Annotated in this window: 15 protein-coding genes; 10 read left to right on the plus strand and 5 right to left on the minus strand. The window is 62.2% G+C overall.

All coding sequences use genetic code 11. From position 1 onward, the window contains the following. The first annotated feature begins 75 nt into the window (after nt 1-75). The gene (gene tdh, locus DFP86_RS15320; RefSeq protein ID WP_166642293.1) at nt 76-1,101 is read left to right on the plus strand and encodes an L-threonine 3-dehydrogenase; all 1,026 of its coding nucleotides are present in this window, start codon (nt 76-78) and stop codon (nt 1,099-1,101) included. A 65-nt stretch (nt 1,102-1,166) separates the two neighbouring features. Here the strand turns inward: tdh and DFP86_RS15325 are convergent, their stop codons facing one another. Further along, nucleotides 1,167-2,495: a cytochrome C gene (locus DFP86_RS15325; protein WP_133682815.1), complete on the minus strand. Its 1,329-nt coding sequence runs from the start codon at nt 2,493-2,495 to the stop codon at nt 1,167-1,169. A gap of 244 nt (nt 2,496-2,739) precedes the next feature. Between DFP86_RS15325 and glyQ the strand changes: the two genes are divergently transcribed. The 9 genes from glyQ to mpl all read left to right on the plus strand — a co-directional run bounded on the left by glyQ (nt 2,740) and on the right by mpl (nt 11,558). Further along, nucleotides 2,740-3,633 (plus strand): glycine--tRNA ligase subunit alpha, encoded by an 894-nt coding sequence (gene glyQ / locus DFP86_RS15330; RefSeq protein ID WP_133682816.1) that lies wholly within the window; start codon nt 2,740-2,742, stop codon nt 3,631-3,633. Next, on the plus strand, nt 3,633-4,073 hold the full coding sequence (locus DFP86_RS15335; protein WP_133682818.1) for a surface-adhesin E family protein: 441 nt from the start codon (nt 3,633-3,635) through the stop codon (nt 4,071-4,073). The genes glyQ and DFP86_RS15335 overlap by 1 nt, the downstream gene beginning before the upstream one ends. A 3-nt stretch (nt 4,074-4,076) precedes the next feature. Next, complete coding sequence (glyS, locus tag DFP86_RS15340; protein ID WP_133682820.1) at nt 4,077-6,137, plus strand: glycine--tRNA ligase subunit beta; 2,061 nt, start codon at nt 4,077-4,079, stop codon at nt 6,135-6,137. A gap of 64 nt (nt 6,138-6,201) precedes the next feature. Next, nucleotides 6,202-6,750 (plus strand): D-glycero-beta-D-manno-heptose 1,7-bisphosphate 7-phosphatase, encoded by a 549-nt coding sequence (gene gmhB / locus DFP86_RS15345; protein ID WP_133682931.1) that lies wholly within the window; start codon nt 6,202-6,204, stop codon nt 6,748-6,750. 16 nt (nt 6,751-6,766) lie between these two features. Continuing rightward, a complete protein-coding gene (locus tag DFP86_RS15350) occupies nt 6,767-7,531 on the plus strand; it encodes a lysophospholipid acyltransferase family protein (RefSeq protein ID WP_133682822.1) in 765 nt (254 codons plus the stop codon). Then, the gene (locus DFP86_RS15355) at nt 7,509-8,195 is read left to right on the plus strand and encodes a M48 family metallopeptidase (RefSeq protein WP_243729418.1); all 687 of its coding nucleotides are present in this window, start codon (nt 7,509-7,511) and stop codon (nt 8,193-8,195) included. Before DFP86_RS15350 ends, DFP86_RS15355 begins: the two co-directional genes overlap by 23 nt. A 26-nt stretch (nt 8,196-8,221) precedes the next feature. Beyond that, the gene (gene gloA / locus DFP86_RS15360; RefSeq protein WP_133682824.1) at nt 8,222-8,611 is read left to right on the plus strand and encodes a lactoylglutathione lyase; all 390 of its coding nucleotides are present in this window, start codon (nt 8,222-8,224) and stop codon (nt 8,609-8,611) included. Between the two features lie 70 nt (nt 8,612-8,681). Beyond that, on the plus strand, nt 8,682-10,076 hold the full coding sequence (locus DFP86_RS15365) for a sodium:proton antiporter (protein ID WP_133682826.1): 1,395 nt from the start codon (nt 8,682-8,684) through the stop codon (nt 10,074-10,076). A 108-nt stretch (nt 10,077-10,184) separates the two neighbouring features. Further along, the gene (gene mpl / locus DFP86_RS15370) at nt 10,185-11,558 is read left to right on the plus strand and encodes a UDP-N-acetylmuramate:L-alanyl-gamma-D-glutamyl-meso-diaminopimelate ligase (RefSeq protein ID WP_133682828.1); all 1,374 of its coding nucleotides are present in this window, start codon (nt 10,185-10,187) and stop codon (nt 11,556-11,558) included. Between the two features lie 46 nt (nt 11,559-11,604). Here the strand turns inward: mpl and DFP86_RS15375 are convergent, their stop codons facing one another. From DFP86_RS15375 to serB, 4 genes are all read right to left on the minus strand, one after another. After that, nucleotides 11,605-12,858, minus strand: coding sequence for an amino acid permease (locus DFP86_RS15375; protein WP_133682830.1), 1,254 nt, complete (start codon nt 12,856-12,858; stop codon nt 11,605-11,607). A 173-nt stretch (nt 12,859-13,031) separates the two neighbouring features. Then, nucleotides 13,032-15,287 (minus strand): formate C-acetyltransferase, encoded by a 2,256-nt coding sequence (pflB, locus tag DFP86_RS15380; protein WP_133682832.1) that lies wholly within the window; start codon nt 15,285-15,287, stop codon nt 13,032-13,034. Nucleotides 15,288-15,323: 36 nt separating this feature from the next. Continuing rightward, nucleotides 15,324-15,836: a hypothetical protein gene (locus DFP86_RS15385; RefSeq protein ID WP_133682834.1), complete on the minus strand. Its 513-nt coding sequence runs from the start codon at nt 15,834-15,836 to the stop codon at nt 15,324-15,326. A gap of 48 nt (nt 15,837-15,884) precedes the next feature. Then, nucleotides 15,885-16,739, minus strand: a complete 855-nt coding sequence (serB, locus tag DFP86_RS15390; protein WP_133682836.1) for a phosphoserine phosphatase SerB — start codon at nt 16,737-16,739, stop codon at nt 15,885-15,887. Between the last annotated feature and the right edge of the window lie 11 nt (nt 16,740-16,750).

A 16,750-nucleotide genomic window follows, 5' to 3' on the forward strand; every position in this document is an offset into this window, starting at 1 on the left:
GCGCAATCGCTGGCGATTGCGCCGTTTCGACAGACACAACCGATGCGGCTCGACCCGCGTCAGGGAGACATAACAATGAAAGCGCTGGCTAAACTCAAGTCCGAACGCGGTCTGTGGTTGACCGACGTCGCCAAACCCGAAGTCGGTCACAACGACCTGTTGATCCAGATCCGCAAGACAGCCATCTGCGGCACCGACATCCATATCTACAACTGGGACGAATGGGCGCAGAAAACCATCCCGGTGCCGATGCACGTTGGCCATGAATACGTCGGTGTGGTTGCCGGCATGGGCTCGGAAGTCAAAGGTTTCGAAATCGGCGACCGCGTCTCCGGCGAAGGCCACATCACTTGCGGTTACTGCCGCAACTGTCGCGCCGGGCGTCGCCACCTGTGCCGCAACACCGTCGGTGTCGGCGTCAACCGCGAAGGTGCGTTTGCCGAATATCTGGTGATCCCGGCTTTCAATGCCTTCAAACTGCCGCCGGACATCTCCGACGATCTGGCATCGATCTTCGATCCGTTCGGCAATGCCGTGCACACCGCGCTGTCGTTCAACCTGGTCGGCGAGGATGTACTGATCACCGGCGCAGGCCCGATCGGCATCATGGCGGTGGCGATCGCGCGCCACGTCGGCGCGCGTCATGTGGTGGTCACCGACGTCAACGAATATCGGCTCGACCTGGCCCGCAAAATGGGCGCCAGCCGAGCGGTCAACGTGGCGAAGGAAGATCTGCGCGAAGTGATGGGCCAATTGCATATGTGCGAGGGTTTCGACGTCGGCCTGGAAATGTCCGGCAACCCGCAAGCCTTCCGCCAGATGCTGGAAACCATGAATCACGGCGGCAAGATCGCCCTCCTGGGCATCCCGCCGGCCAACACCGCCATCGATTGGAACCAGGTCATCTTCAAGGGCCTGGAAATCAAGGGGATCTACGGTCGCGAAATGTTCGAGACCTGGTACAAGATGGTGGCCCTGATCCAGTCTGGCCTCGATATCACGCCGATCATCACCCACCACTACAAGATCGACGACTTCCAGCAAGGCTTCGATGCCATGCTGTCCGGTCAGTCGGGTAAGGTGATTCTCGACTGGGCGTGAGCGATACCTAGCTCAATCCAGAACCCCGTGGGTAGTCGCCACGGGGTTTTTTGTTGCGACGACGGCTAGAAGGCGACCCAGGAGTAGAGGTACAGGGTGTTGTTGTCATGGGCGTTGCTGCCGTTGCCATCGTAATTGGTCGCCGCCCCCATGAATGCGTTGTAAGCCGTGTACTGCAGGCCAAGGCGCCACCATGGGCGCGGCATGTAGTCGAATTCGACGATCTGACCGCGCGTGTTTGGGCTGCCGTTGGCGGAAGTGGGGTAAAGCAAGGCGTCGTGGCTGCCGTCGACGTGGAACACGCCCAGTGTCAGTCCCCATTGGCGTCGATACCAGTATGAAATTTTTGCCTGCGCGCTGTGCAGCGTGTCGCTGTTGTTGCTCTGGTTGACGCCGAGTCCGACCTGATTCCAATTGGTGTGCTCATCGATGTATGAGGCCTGCATGGAGACACTGTGGGGCTCGGATAAATACTGGTACTGTGCGTCAAGCCCGATGTCGCGAAAGTGATTCGAGGGCGCGCCGTTGCTGCCGGGGTCGACGCTGACGTGGGCATCGAGCCCGAAGGTGCCGATTTCCAGCGAATGTGGGCCCCAGTCCCGGTTCCATGCCAGGCGCCAATAGGGGTTATTGCCCTCGAGCCGGTTGTAAAAAGACACGCCGCGGCTGAACAGGCCGAACTTGCCGTCCGCGGCTTGGTAATCTCCCAGCTCGACATACCAGCGGCGATTGAGGAGTGCGTAGGCGGACAGGCCGACGGCTTGTTGTGCGAGTCCCTCGGCGATCAAAGGCGCGGGCGGCGTGTTGAGCCAGGTGTTGTACGACAAATTGGAAACCTGATACGGAAAGCTCAAGGCGGGCGTGGTGTTCCAGGCGTCCTGTCTGGTCGGGTTGTTGTTGAGCGACAGCCCGTAGATCAGATCCTGGTCCTGGTTTGCGCTATGGCCGACAAAGCGAAGGTCGGTGTTATCGCTCGCAAGCCCAGCGTCGAATCGCGTGCTGCCGTTGTCGTCGGTGGAGGAGGCCAGATTATCGTAAGTCCATTTAGAGAAGATGCCGATGTGCTCGTCCAGTTTGCCGGCGATAAATAAACTCCCGCCCTCGATGACGCCTTGATTGTTCTTGGGATAGTTATGCGTGTTATTGGCCACGCCGGTGTGTGACGCGGTGAGTGTGGCCGACAAGGGAAACAACGAGGTGCTGCCCAGGGTATAGCCAGACAGCTTGAACGCGCGGCCTTCTGGGGTGAGTTCGGGGGCGCCGAGGTGGCAGGCGGCACAGTCCAGGCCCGTCTGGCGGGCGAATGCCGGAACAGCTTGCGCAGGCGCGTGCCATAACAGGGCGGCGCAGACGATGAGCGGGAACAAGCGCCGAAATAAGAGAGCCGAGTGCATATCATTTCCTTTTTTTGATTATGACTGCGTCGTTTTAATTATTTATTTATTGATCATATCGGCAATGGGTGGGGATGGCGATAGGGCAGGGCTGGCCAAGCTGCCACGGGCATCGTTCTCCTCGCCGAGACGAATACATGCCGAATCAAGGGCTTTGCACCAGGGGTTGCAACGGGCTCTTCTTTCCTCTGCGCCCGCGAACCGGTAGAATCTCCGTTTAATTTTCTCTTTGCTGAACGGCGTCATGCTTACTTTCCAGGAAATTATCCTTACGCTGCAGAACTATTGGAATCGCCAGGGCTGCGCCCTGCTGCAGCCTTACGATATGGAAATGGGCGCGGGAACCTCGCATACCGCGACCTTCCTGCGCTCCATCGGACCGGAGCCGTGGAACGCGGCCTACGTGCAGCCGTCGCGCCGGCCGAAGGACGGCCGCTATGGCGAAAACCCCAATCGGCTGCAGCACTACTACCAATTCCAGGTGGTGCTCAAACCGTCGCCGTCGAATATCCAGGATCTGTACCTGGGCTCGTTGCGCGAATTGGGTATCGACACCACCGTGCACGACATCCGCTTCGTCGAGGACGATTGGGAGAACCCGACGCTCGGCGCGTGGGGGCTGGGCTGGGAAGTGTGGCTCAACGGTATGGAAGTCACCCAGTTCACCTACTTCCAGCAGGTCGGCGGCTTGGATTGCCGTCCGGTGCTGGGCGAGATCACCTATGGGCTCGAGCGCCTGGCGATGTACCTGCAGGGCGTGGAAAACGTCTACGACCTGACCTGGACCGTTTATCCCAACGGCCAGAAAGTCAGCTACGGCGACGTGTTCCACCAAAACGAAGTCGAGCAGTCGCGCTATAACTTCGAGCATTCGAACGTGTCGTTCCTGTTCGAGCAGTTCAACCAGTTCGAGGGCGAGGCCAAGCGACTGTTGGACGCCGGTCTGCCGCTGCCGGGCTACGAGATGATCCTCAAGGCCGCGCATGCCTTTAACCTGCTCGATGCGCGCGGCGCCATCTCGGTGACGGAACGCGCCGCCTATATCGGCCGTATCCGCGCGTTGGCGCGCCAGGTAGCACAAGCCTATTACGACTCGCGCGAAGCCCTGGGCTTCCCGATGTGCCCGAAGGACGCTTGATGAAACGAGCTGTCCTGTCGATGTTGTGCCTTGCCGCCTGCGCGTTGCCGGCGGCGGCCGCCGAGCGCCTGGCCGACTGGCAGGTGTATCAGCGGGGGGCCGCGCTCGAACTGTCGATCGATCGCAATGCGATCTGGCAGGAGTCCGACGGCCTCGCGCACTTCGTCAATCAGGAACGTTTCGTTCAGCGCCAGTACGACAAGCACTACCAGGTCTATTACTGGATCCGTCGCACCACGGGCTACGCTGATTGCAAAAAGTACCAGTACGTGCTGACCAGCACCGATTTCTACACCGACACCAATCGACATGTCTGGTCGACCATGTATCCGGTGCCGCGCTATGCCTGGAAGTGGCAGCCGGTCTACCAGGATACGCTGGCGGCCGCGATGATCGATCTGGTGTGCAGTAACCCTGCCTCGCGCAAGAAACCCGAATAAGCCATGAACGCTACCCTGTTGATCGAACTCCTCACCGAGGAATTGCCGCCCAAGGCTCTGCCCAGGCTGGCGGCCAGTTTCGCCGAAACGATCGGCGACGAACTGAAGAAAATGCAATTCGTCGCCGCCGATGCGGCGGCGACCGTGTACGCCAGCCCGCGCCGCCTGGCGGTGACCCTGCCGCAGGTGTTGTCGGTACAGCCCGAGCAGCACATCGTGCGCAAGGGGCCGGCGCTGTCGGCCGGCATGAAGGGCGGCGAGCCGACCCCTGCGCTGATGGGCTTCGCCCGATCCTGCGGCGTGGAAGTGGCCGAACTGACCACCTTGCACGACGGTAAGCAGGACGTGTATGCCTGGCAGACCGTCAAAGCCGGCCAGTCGCTTGCCGAAGTGCTGTCCGGCATCGTGGCCATGGCCCTCAAGAAACTGCCGGCGCCCAAGTTGATGCGCTGGGGCGATTCCGAACATCAATTCGTGCGCCCGGTGCATGGCCTGGTCATGCTGCATGGCGACGCGGTGGTCGACGGCGAGGTGTTGGGTCTGACGAGCGGCCGCGATACCCTCGGCCATCGTTTCCTGTGCAATGCGCCGGTGCCGCTGCCGGACGCGGATACCTACGCCCGGGTGATGTTCGAGCGTGGCCGCGTGGTGGCGAGCTTCGCCGCGCGTCGCGAACTGATTCATCATCGGCTGACCGAAGCAGCCGCGCAGCAAGGGGCAACCATCGCCGCCAGCGATGCGCTGTTCGATGAAGTCGCCGCGCTGGTCGAGTGGCCGGTCGTGCTGGAGGCCGGTTTCGATGCCGAATTCCTTCAGGTGCCGCAGGAGTGCCTGATTCTGACCATGCAGCAGAATCAGAAATATTTCCCGCTGCTCGACGCGACCGGCAAGTTGAAGAACCGCTTCTTGCTGGTCTCCAACCTCGAAGCCAGCGATTCGTCCGCCATCGTCGGCGGCAACGAACGCGTGCTGCGCGCCCGACTGTCGGATGCCAAGTTTTTCTACCAGCAGGATCAGAAGGCGCGGCTCGAATCGCGTCTGCCGCGCCTGGCCGACGTGGTCTACCACAACAAGATCGGTAGCCAGTGGCAGCGTATCGAACGTCTGCAAGTGATTGCCGGCGCCATCGCCGGCCGCCTGGGCGCCGATGCCGCGCTGGCCGAACGCGCCGCGCAGTTGGCCAAGGCCGACCTGGTGTCGGACATGGTGGGCGAGTTCCCGGAGCTGCAAGGTATCATGGGGATGTACTACGCCGAGCTCGACGGCGAGCATCCAGAGGTGTCGGCCGCCATCGAGGGCCATTATCACCCGCGCTTTGCGGGGGACTCGTTGCCGCAAGGCCCGGTCGCCACGGCCGTGTCGTTGGCCGATAAGCTGGAGACGTTGGTCGGCATCTGGGGCATCGGCTTGGTGCCCTCTGGCGACAAGGATCCGTTCGCGCTGCGCCGTGCTGCGTTGGGCGTGTTGCGCATGCTGCTGGCGCACCCGCTCGACTTGCGCGATCTGCTGCGTCTGACCGCCGATGCCTTCCCGCCGGGGCTGTTGGCCGCCGAGGCGGTGGACGAAGTATTCGGTTTTTGCCAGGAACGGTTGAAGAACTATCTGGCCGGCGAATATCGCGGCGACGAGATCGACGCCGTGCTGGCGCTGGCGCCGTCGGCCATCTCCGATGTCCCGGCCGTGCTGGCCGCCGTGGCGGAATTCAAGCGCCTGCCGGAGGCGGCAACGCTGGCGGCCGCCAACAAGCGCGTGAAGAACCTGTTGAAGAAAACCAGCGGCGACAACGGCGAAGTCGACCCGGCGCTGTTGCAGCACGATGCCGAACAGGCGCTGTTGGCCGCGCTCGAGGCGCTGTCGCCGACTGTCGAGGCACTGTTCGCCGCGCATGATTTCGCCGCCGCGCTGGCCGCGCTGTCTAGCCTGAAGGAGCCGGTAGACGCCTTCTTCGACGGGGTGATGGTGATGGACGAAGATATGGCGATCCGTCGCAACCGCTTGGCGCTGTTGACGCGACTGGCCACACTGTTCAACCGCGTGGCCGATATCTCGCTGCTCGCCGAATAAGCGAGGCATGCCGCACTTCGCCGGCGCGCCCTGCCGCGCCGGCGACCGAAGATTGGAGATCCGTATGAAGCTGGTGATTCTCGATCGCGATGGTGTCATCAACGAAGACCGCGATGACTACGTCAAAAGCCCAGCCGAGTGGGTGCCGATCGCCGATAGTCTGGAGGCGATCGCCAATCTGACCCAGGCGGGTTGGCGCGTGGTCGTTGCCACCAATCAGTCGGGCATCGGCCGCGGCTTGTTCGACATGCATGCGCTCAATGCCATGCACGAAAAAATGCACCGACTGGTCAATCAAGCCGGTGGGCGTATCGATGCCGTGGTGTTCTGCCCGCATACCCGCAACGATCAGTGCCGTTGCCGCAAACCGGCACCCGGCATGGTGCTGGAAATCGCCGAGCGCTTCCATGTGCGCCCGGATTCGCTGCCCATGGTTGGCGACAGTCTGCGCGATTTGCAGGCCATCGACGCCGCCGGCGGCCATCCGATCCTGGTCAAGACCGGCAAGGGACAGAAGACCCTGGCCGGTGGCGAGCTGCCGGAGCATACCCGAGTGTTCGACAATCTCTACGATGCCGCCGAATTCCTGATTCAATCCCCCGATTACCAATAATTCGAAACGAGGCCCGATGCTGCTCTGGATTCGCAACCTGCTCTATTGGGTGGTGCTGGTCATCTCCACCACCGTGTTCTTCCTGTGTCTGCTGCTGCTCGCGCCGCTGCCGCGCCGCCGCCGTCATTTCCTCGGCGTGGCCTGGTGCAAGGTGCTGATGTGGATGCTGGAAAACGTCATCGGCCTCAAATACCGGCTGATCGGTGCCGAGCATATTCCCAATACACCGTCCATCATTTGCTCCAAGCACCAATCCGGCTGGGAAACCCTGTCGCTGCAAACCATTTTCCCGTATCAGATCTACGTCGCAAAACGCGAATTATTGTGGATTCCGATCTTCGGCTGGGGGTTGGCGTTGATGAACGCCATCATGATCAACCGCTCCGAGCGGGCGCGCGCCAACCAGCAAATCATCGAGCAGGGGCGCGAGCGCTTGCGTCACGGTTTCTGGATCACCGTGTTCCCCGAGGGCACGCGCGTCAAACCCGGCGTACGCGGCAAGTACAAGCTGGGCGCGGCGCGCATGGCGATCGACCTGCAAATTCCATTGGTGCCGGTGGCGCATAACGCCGGCGAATTCTGGCCGCGCAATTCGTTTCTCAAATACCCGGGCCTGATCACCATGGTGATCGGTCCCGCCATTGCCCCGGAAGCCGGCAAGAGTGCCGACGATCTGATGTCCGAGGCCGCGGACTGGATCGAGGCGCGCCAGCAGGAAATCGGCGGTGTCGGTCCCTGTGCCGGTCAGGCGCGCTCTGGTGCTCCAGCTCGCTCTGCCTGACGGCAGCCGCCCCGAGATCGTGGTCTCGCGCCGTGCGCGCCGGACCATCGGCATCCGGGTACTCGACGGCCGCATCGAATTGGCGGCGCATGCCCGTGTGCCGCTTTCGATGCTGCAGCGGGTGCTGGACGAAAAGCGCGATTGGATCTGGCGTCATTGGCAGCGCCAACAGGCGCTGCTGCTGGCCCGGGCCGCAGCGCCGCAGGCCGTTTGCCTGCAGGGGCGGCCGCTGGCTTTGCTTTGCGAGCCGGCGCGGCCCGCCGGCGCCGCCCTGACCGACGACGCGTTGCGCGTGGGCGGTACGGCGGGGGATGTGCGTGCGCAGGTAGCCCATTTCCTGTTTTGCCAGGCCGCCGAAGTATTTCCGCGCCATCTGCGCCGGCTGGCACCGTTGGCCGCGCGCGCACCCGGACAGCTGCTGTTGTCCTCTGCGCGTACACGCTGGGGCAGTTGCCATCGCGATGGCCGCATTCGCCTGAATTGGCGTTTGATCCAGGCGCCGCCGACCATCCTCGATTACGTGATCGCCCACGAATTGGCGCATTTGCGCCATATGAACCATTCGCCGGCCTTTTGGCAGGAAACCGGGCGACTGTATCCGGACTGGCGCACTGCGCGCGCCTGGCTGCGCCGGCAAGGCGAAAGCCTGTTCGATTTTGGCTGAATCGATACCAAAAGGAGATAAATTCAATGAGAATATTGCATACCATGCTGCGCGTGGGGAACCTCGAGCGCTCTTTGGCTTTCTATCAGCAGGTGCTCGGAATGCGCCTGCTGCGTCGTCAGGATTTTCCGGATGGGCGCTTTACCCTGGCGTTCGTCGGCTATGGCGAAGAGTCCGAGCATACCGTGCTGGAGCTGACCCACAACTGGGATACGGCCGAGTACGAACTGGGCGCAGGCTTTGGCCACATTGCGCTCGAGGTCGACGACGCGGCCGCCGCTTGTGACGCCGTGCGCGCCAAAGGGGGCAAGGTGGTGCGCGAAGCCGGTCCGATGAAACATGGCACAACGGTCATCGCTTTCGTCGAGGATCCGGACGGTTACAAGATCGAATTCATCCAGAGAGGCAGTCGATAGCGCGGGGCCGGGCAGGCCTCCCGGCATTCCCTGCACTCTGGATATCATGCAGAAAGAGTAGGGAATGACAATGCAACAAAAACTGCTGGCGGGGCTACTGCTCCTTGTGCCGATGGCGGCGCAAGCGGCCACGCTCGATGGCGCAAGCCTGAGTCTGCTGTGGGGGCTGCCCTTTGCCGCCATCCTGCTGTCGATTGCGCTGTTTCCGATGTTTGCCGAGTCCATTTGGCATCATCACTTCGGCAAGATCGTGGCAGTGTTTACGCTGGCCTTCCTGCTGCCGTTCGTCTCGTGGTTCGGCATCGAGGCGATGCTCGGGCTGTTGGCGCACGCGCTGTTGACCGAGTACTTACCCTTCCTGATTCTGTTGTTGACGCTGTATACGCTGTCGGGCGGGATCTTGCTCACCGGGCGGCTGCATGCCACACCGGCACTCAACACCCGCATCCTGGCGCTCGGCGCGTTGCTCGCGCCGGTCATGGGCACCACCGGCGCCGCCATGCTGCTGATCAGACCGCTGTTGCGCGCCAACAAGGGCCGGCATCACAAGGTCCATGTGGTGGTGTTCTTCATTTTCCTGGTGGCCAATATCGGCGGCGGACTGACGCCGCTCGGCGATCCGCCGCTGTTTCTCGGCTTTCTCAACGGCGTGAGCTTTCAGTGGACCTTCCGCCATATGTTGGCCCCGGTACTGGTGGCGGTGGCTCTGTTGTTGGCGATGTTCTATTTTCTCGACCGGCACTATTTCCGCAAGGAGCGCCAGCAGCATCCGACGCATGGGCCGGACGAACCGCTGCGCCTGTCCGGGCGGATCAACCTGCTGTTGTTGATGTTTGCCATCTGCGCCGTGCTGTTGTCCGGGGTGTGGAAACCCGGCATCGAGCTGTCGCTGTTCGGCGTGCACTTGCCGCTGCAGGACATGGTACGAGATGCGATGTTGCTGCTGCTTACCGGACTGTCGCTCTGGCTTACGCCACGCTGGGTGCGTGCCGGCAACGAATTCAATTGGCATCCGATCGCCGAGGTGGCCAAGCTGTTCGCCGGCATCTTCATCACCATCGCGCCGGTGATCGCCATGCTGCGCGCCGGCCACGCCGGACCGCTGGCCAGCTTGTCGCGGTTGGTGACCCTCCCGTCCGGACAGCCTCACGATCCGGCCTACTTCTGGATGACCGGCTTACTGTCGAGTTTCCTCGACAACGCACCGACCTACCTGGTGTTTTTCAATATGGCGGCCGGCGACGCGCACATCCTGATGGGGCGGTTGTCCTCGACCCTGCAGGCGATCTCCATGGGTGCGGTTTTCATGGGGGCGATGACCTATATCGGCAATGCGCCCAACTTCATGATCAAGAGCATCGCCAGTCATCATCGCGTCAGAATGCCGAGCTTCTTCGCTTACCTCGGCTGGTCTTGCACCTTTCTGCTGCCGGTGTTTGTGCTGTTGACGCTGCTGTTCTTTTGATTCCGGTGCGGCGGCGTCGCAGTTTCTGCGGCGCCGCGGGAAATCCGGTTGAGAGGGGGGCTATTCCCGCGTAAGCTACCGGCTTTAATTGTTTTCGCTGTTTACCCTATGCATATCCACATCCTCGGTATCTGCGGTACCTTCATGGGCGGTGTCGCCGCCCTGGCTCGCGAATCCGGCCATCGGGTTACCGGTTGCGATGCCAACGTCTATCCGCCGATGAGCACCCAGTTGGAGGCCATGGGCATCGAATTGATTCAGGGCTTCGATGCCGCGCAGGCCGATATCGGCGCCGACATGTTCGTGGTCGGCAACGTGGTCACGCGCGGCAAGCCGTTGATGGAGGAGATCCTTAACCGTGGCCTGCCGTACTGCTCCGGGCCGCAGTGGCTGGCCGAGCATGTGCTGCGCGACCGCTGGGTGCTTGCCGTGGCCGGCACGCACGGCAAAACCACCACCAGCTCGATGCTGGCCTGGATTCTTGAACATGCCGGCCTGGCGCCGGGCTTCCTGATCGGCGGCATTCCGCAGAACTTCGGCGTGTCGGCGCGCATGCCGGGCCGGCCGACGCAGGATCCGGCAAGTCTCAGCCCATTCTTCGTCATCGAGGCCGACGAATACGATACGGCCTTCTTCGACAAGCGGTCCAAGTTCGTGCATTACCACCCGCGGACGGCCATTCTCAACAACCTGGAATACGATCACGCCGACATTTTCGCCGACCTGGCGGCCATCGAGACGCAATTCCACCACCTGGTGCGCACCATTCCCGCCAACGGCCGCATTGTGGTCAATGGACGCGAAGAGAGCCTCGCGCGCGTGCTGGCACAGGGCTGCTGGACGCCGGTCGAGTCGTTCGGCGTGGCCGGCGGTTGGCAGGCAGGGCCGAGCGACGATCAAGGACACTTCGACGTCCTGTTCGACGGACAGCGGCAGGGGCGTGTCGCCTGGGAACTGTTGGGCGAGCACAACCGCATGAATGCCTTGGCGGCGATCGCCGCCGCGCGTCATGTCGGCGTAACGGCGCAAACCGCCATCGAGGCGCTGACGCATTTCCGCAATGTGAAACGCCGTATGGAAGTTCGCGGCGAGGTAAATGGCATTACGGTTTACGACGACTTCGCCCACCACCCGACGGCGATCGCCACCACGGTTGCAGGGCTGCGCAGCAAGGTGGGTTCGGCGCGCATCCTGGCCGTGCTCGAACCGCGCTCGAATACCATGAAGCTCGGCACCATGAAGGACGCTTTGCCACAGGCACTCGCCGATGCCGACTTGGTGTTCTGTTCGGCGGCAGGGCTCGGCTGGCATCCGGCCGAAGCGTTGGCGCCGCTGGGCGAACGTGCGCGAACCTTCGACGATTTCGAGTCAATGTTGACGGCGATTCTGCAAACCGCCCGGCCGGGGGATCAACTGCTGGTCATGAGTAACGGCGGCTTCAACGGCATCCACCAGAAACTGCTGGATGGTTTGAAATCGTAGGAAGGTAGGGTGCAATGCCTGTGGCATTGCGCCGAAGCGGAGGGGGCTACAGGTGCGTACCCACCCAGTAGCTGACCATCACCAAGAGGCCCGCCAGCAGTACCAGTACACTGGCCCGTTCGCGATAGATCGCCAAACGCGGTACGCGGCGGAATATGTAGACCGGCATCACATAGCAGACCAGCGCGATGATCGGCGCGGCCACCATGCCGATCAGCGCCAGGATCGATGGGTCGGCCAGCGCGAATCCCCACAGCGGTAGGGCAATCGCCAAGGTGGTGATCCACTCCAGCGAGTGGAGTCCGTGCGGATGTTGCTGCTGGCGCCGCCATTGGCCGAGCAGGCCGATCAGACCGTTGCGCGCGCCGAGAAAGGCCGAAAAGTACGAGTGCAGGATGGTGGCGAATGCCAACAGCGGAAGGCTGTAGCGCAATAGGCGCGGCTTGATGTGCAGGGACATCAGCGTCAGCACGTCGATGTTGTGTTGCAATGCGAAGGTCAAGTCGTGTTGTTCGGTGGCCAGCACGCAGGAGAAGGTGAAGAACAGTACGAACACCAACAGCATCAGGCTGCTCCAGTACACGGCGCGGTCGCTACGACGCATCGCCACGCGCGCGTCCGGGTAGTGGCGCCGGTAGGAGGCCGCCAGCATGGCGCAAATCGGCGAAAAATCCATACTGAAATACAGGATCGGCACGATCAGCAACAGACTCTTGCTCAAAGCCCAGGCGTCGGGCACCTGCGCGAACATCGCCGGGTTCCAGCTCGGAATCAGGTAGATCGACAGGAACAACAGCGCGGCGATCAGCGGAAAGGCGATGCCCGAGGTGATGCGCAGGATGGCGCTTTCGCCGGCGGTCAGCATGACCGCCGATAGGCCCAGTGCGATCAGTAGGCACAGAATCGGCCGCGGCATGGCTTCCAGGCCGAGCTGGTTTTCGATATACGTGGCGGCGATGTTGATCATGCCGGTGGCGAATGCCACCACCAGTGCCAAGTAGAACATCAAGTAGAGCAGGCTGACCGCCAGGCCGGCTGCGCCGCCCAAGTCGTCCTCCACCACCTGAGGCAGTTCGCAAGGTTGCTTGTGGGTGACGACCAAGTGCGTCAGTGTGCGATGCGAAAGCCAAACCACCGGAAAACTGACGCAGCTGAGAATCAGCACCGGCCAGATGCCGCCGAATCCCGCTTGGATCGGTAGAAAGAGTATGCCGGCGCCCACGGCGGTGCCGAACAAGGTGAGAATCCACTCCACATCGTGCTGGGTCGTGCCAGCTTTCATCCCGGCCGGTATATTCATTTGATCTTATTGGTTTGCCTGTGTGATTGCCGGTTGTGCTCGTTGATTGCGAGGGCGCGGCAGATGTCGGCGTCAGTATAGCCTGGAACGAGCCCATGCCGCAGCCAAACCCGGAGCAGGCACATGGCAAATGTCGGTGCCGTGCCTGTCCGGTTGTCTACCGCGAGTGCCCCCTACATGGCGGCGTGGAAGGTGCGGTGGATGACGTCCAACTGTTGCTCGCGCGACAGCTTGACGAAGTTCACCGCATAGCCGGATACCCGGATCGTCAGTTGCGGGTATAGCTCCGGATGCTCCATGGCATCTTCCAGTTTCGCCCGATCCAGCACGTTGACGTTGACATGGAAGCCGCCGGCGCAGCAATAACCGTCCAGGCAGGCAGATAGATTGGCGATCCGTTCGGATAGCGTGTGGCCCAGTGCATCCGGCGTGGCCGAGGCGGTCCAACTGATACCGTCTTGCGCATCGTCGTAGGGCAGCTTGGCCACCGAGGCGCCGGCGGCGACGAAACCCAGGTGGTCGCGGCCGTTCATCGGGTTGGCGCCCGGTGCGAACGGTTCGCCGGCGCGGCGGCCATCCGGCGTATTGCCGGTCTTCTTGCCGTATACCACATTGGACGTGATGGTCAGCACCGACTGGGTCGGCATGGCTTGGCGATAGGTCTTTTGCCGCCGCACCTTGTCCATGAAACGATGCACCAGATCCACGGCGATCTGGTCGACTCGGTCGTCGTTGTTGCCGAAGGCAGGGTAGGTGCCGTCGATCTCGAAATCCACCGCCAGACCCTGCTCGTTGCGCAGAATACGCACCTTGGCGTATTTGATGGCGGACAGCGAGTCGGCGGCCACCGACAGGCCGGCAATGCCGCAAGCCATGGTGCGCAGGATGTCGCGGTCGTGCAGCGCCATTTCGATGCGCTCGTAGGCGTACTTGTCGTGCATGTAGTGGATGCAGTTGAGTGCCTTGACGTAAGTGCGCGCCAGCCAATCGAGCAGCAGATCGTATTTGATCATCACTTCGTTGAAATCGAGTAGCTCACCCGAGATCGGGGTGAAGCCGCGCGCCACGCGCACGCCGGATTTCTCGTCCACGCCACCGTTGATCGCATACAGCAGCGCCTTGGCCAGGTTGGCGCGCGCGCCGAAGAACTGCATCTGCTTGCCGATGCGCATGGCCGAGACGCAGCAGGCGATGCCGTAGTCGTCGCCCCAGTGCGGGCGCATGACGTCGTCGCTCTCGTACTGGATCGAACTGGTGTCGATCGAGGCCTTGGCGCAGAAATCCTTGAAGCCCTGCGGCAGATGTTCCGACCACAGCACCGTCAGGTTCGGCTCCGGTGCCGGACCCAGATTGAATAGCGTATTGAGGAAGCGGAAGCTGTTCTTGGTCACCAGTGTGCGGCCGTCCATGGCCATGCCGCCGATGCTTTCGGTCACCCAGGTCGGGTCGCCGGAGAACAGTTCGTTGTACTCCGGCGTACGCAGGAAGCGCACGATACGCAGCTTGATCACCAGGTCGTCGATCAGCTCCTGCGCGCGTTCCTCGTCAAGCCGACCCGCGTTCAGGTCGCGCTGGAGGTAGACGTCGAGGAAGGTGGAGACGCGGCCAAGCGACATGGCGGCGCCGTTTTGTTCTTTGATGGCCGCAAGGTAGCCGAAGTACAGCCATTGCACCGCTTCTTGCGCACTGTGCGCCGGGCGGCCGATATCGAAGCCGTAGCTCGCCGCCATGCTCTTGAGTTCGCCTAGTGCGCGATATTGTTCCGACAACTCTTCGCGCAGCCGGATCACGTCCTCGGTGAAGTCGCGCTCGTCCAGTTCGTCATACAGCGCTTGCCGGTCGGCGATCAAGCGGTCGATACCGTACAGGGCCACGCGGCGGTAGTCGCCGATGATGCGGCCACGGCCATAGGCGTCCGGCAAGCCGGTGATGATGCCCGACTTGCGCGCGGCGCGAATTTCCGCGTTATAGGCATCGAAAGTGCCTTGGTTGTGATCCTTGCGATAGCGGCTGAAGACATCCTTCAGCGTCGGGTCGAGTTGGTAGCCGTAGGCGTTGAGCGCCGTCTCGACCATCCGGATGCCGGAGAAGGGCATGATGGCACGTTTGAGCGGCGCGTCGGTCTGTAGACCGACGATCAACTCCCGCTCCTTGAGGATATAGCCCGGACCATAGGCGGTGATACCGGCGCCGACGTCGGTGCTGACGTCCAACACGCCTTTTTCCCGTTCTTGTTTGAGCAGTGGAGTCAGCGCTTCCCAGACGGCACGGGTGCGGCTGCTTGCGCCGGATAGAAAGCCCGCATCGCCGGTATAGGGCGTGATGTTCAGTTGGATGAAGTCGCGTACATCGATGGCATGTTGCCAGTTGCCGGGCTGGAAACCTTCCCAAGGATCTAACGATGCTGCGGCACGGTCGGTGGTAAGCATGGAACCTCTCCTAAAATCGGTGCCACGGGGCTGCCCCTAGCGTGCCAGGATGCCTCGGCGGTGGCGCCGGAAAACCCATTTCTCCCACAGGTGCAAGGTGAACTCGTCGAGTGCCGGCAGGATGTCCAGCGTGATCTGATGTTGCCCGCCCTCTATCGGCACGCTGGCGCTGACGGTCGCCGCCAGATAGAGCACCAGCGCCGAATCGGCGTGCGGGAACATCTCGATCCGCAGTTTTTCGCCCAGCGTGTACGGGTGCTGCGAGAGCCAGCCGATCGCGTCGAGCCCGACGCGGCAGGAGGTCAGCATCGGCCGTTCCGGATAGCGCGACAGTAGGCTGACTTCCAGTGCCAGATCCAACTTGGCTTCCAAGCGTTGCAAGAGCGGATCGGTGTTTTCCACGCTGTCGACCGGCGCCGCCAGGACGCGAAGCGCCAGCCGGGTTTCCCGTACCTGTTGCGGCGTGCAGGCACTTTGCGCCATCGGGATGGCGGCGAAGGGGAGCTCGGCATCGAAACTGGCGGTGGTAAGCGTTGGCAGCGGTGACATGTTTTCCTCGAACCTATTCCATATTCATTGAAGCATAATCGGTGAAATTTAGCGGAACAAACGCAAGATGCCATCCAGGCCGCCGGCATTGATGGTCGCATCCGCCTGCGCGCGCACCACCGGCTTGGCATGGAATGCCACGCCAATGCCGGCTTCGGTCAGCATCTTCAAATCGTTGGCGCCGTCGCCGACCGCCAGCACCTGGTCGGCTCGCAGTCCCAGGCGTTCGCGCGTCTCGATCAGCAGCTCGCGCTTGGCATCGGCATCGACGATTCGTCCCTGCACGCGGCCGGTCAGCTTGCCGTCGCGCACTTCCAGTTGGTTGGCGAAGCTGTAGTCGAGTCCAAGATGCTGCTGAAGCCGGTCGGTGAAGTAGGTGAAGCCGCCGGAAACCAGCATGAATTTCACGCCGTGCTGCCGACAGGCGGCGACAAGCCGCTCCGCGCCGGGCGTCAAGCGCACCCGCTCAGCATAGACCTGTTCCAGCGCCGCGGCATCGAGTCCGGCCAAGAGCGCGACGCGTTCGACCAGCGAGGCGGAAAAATCGAGTTCGCCGCGCATCGAACGTTCGGTGATCGCCGCCACCTGCGCTTTCAGGCCTTGCATGTCGGCGATCTCATCGATGCACTCGATGGTGATCAGCGTCGAGTCCATATCCGAGACGACCAGTCCCAGGTCGGCAAAGCGCATGTCGGATGGTAACCAGCCCGCGTCCCACGACCAGTCGTGGCAGAGCTCGGCAACGATCGCGCGCGCGCCGGTACTGGCGCCAGCCAGCCGTGCCTGGGTCGGCTCGGGGCGTTCGATGGCGTGGGCGGCAGTCAGTTCGACCAGCCGGGAAAGCCGCGCGTCGTCGAGCGGCTCGGCGGATTGCACAACCAGGGTAGTAGCGTTTGCGGTCATCGGCGTCGAAA

It is taken from the genome of Paludibacterium purpuratum (assembly GCF_004363805.1).
GTDB classification, from domain to species: Bacteria; Pseudomonadota; Gammaproteobacteria; order Burkholderiales; family Chromobacteriaceae; genus Paludibacterium; species Paludibacterium purpuratum.

Bases quoted from the DNA above. Each gene is read 5' to 3' on its own strand.
- DFP86_RS15350 (WP_133682822.1), top strand. From the start codon at position 6,767: ATGCTGCTCTGGATTCGCAACCTGCTCTATTGGGTGGTGCTGGTCATC.
- DFP86_RS15325 (WP_133682815.1), bottom strand. From the start codon at position 2,495: ATGCACTCGGCTCTCTTATTTCGGCGCTTGTTCCCGCTCATCGTCTGC.
- DFP86_RS15335 (WP_133682818.1), top strand. From the start codon at position 3,633: ATGAAACGAGCTGTCCTGTCGATGTTGTGCCTTGCCGCCTGCGCGTTG.
- glyQ (WP_133682816.1), top strand. From the start codon at position 2,740: ATGCTTACTTTCCAGGAAATTATCCTTACGCTGCAGAACTATTGGAAT.
- mpl (WP_133682828.1), top strand. From the start codon at position 10,185: ATGCATATCCACATCCTCGGTATCTGCGGTACCTTCATGGGCGGTGTC.
- gloA (WP_133682824.1), top strand. From the start codon at position 8,222: ATGAGAATATTGCATACCATGCTGCGCGTGGGGAACCTCGAGCGCTCT.
- tdh (WP_166642293.1), top strand. From the start codon at position 76: ATGAAAGCGCTGGCTAAACTCAAGTCCGAACGCGGTCTGTGGTTGACC.
- DFP86_RS15375 (WP_133682830.1), bottom strand. From the start codon at position 12,858: ATGAATATACCGGCCGGGATGAAAGCTGGCACGACCCAGCACGATGTG.
- DFP86_RS15385 (WP_133682834.1), bottom strand. From the start codon at position 15,836: ATGTCACCGCTGCCAACGCTTACCACCGCCAGTTTCGATGCCGAGCTC.
- serB (WP_133682836.1), bottom strand. From the start codon at position 16,739: ATGACCGCAAACGCTACTACCCTGGTTGTGCAATCCGCCGAGCCGCTC.
- glyS (WP_133682820.1), top strand. From the start codon at position 4,077: ATGAACGCTACCCTGTTGATCGAACTCCTCACCGAGGAATTGCCGCCC.
- pflB (WP_133682832.1), bottom strand. From the start codon at position 15,287: ATGCTTACCACCGACCGTGCCGCAGCATCGTTAGATCCTTGGGAAGGT.
- DFP86_RS15365 (WP_133682826.1), top strand. From the start codon at position 8,682: ATGCAACAAAAACTGCTGGCGGGGCTACTGCTCCTTGTGCCGATGGCG.
- gmhB (WP_133682931.1), top strand. From the start codon at position 6,202: ATGAAGCTGGTGATTCTCGATCGCGATGGTGTCATCAACGAAGACCGC.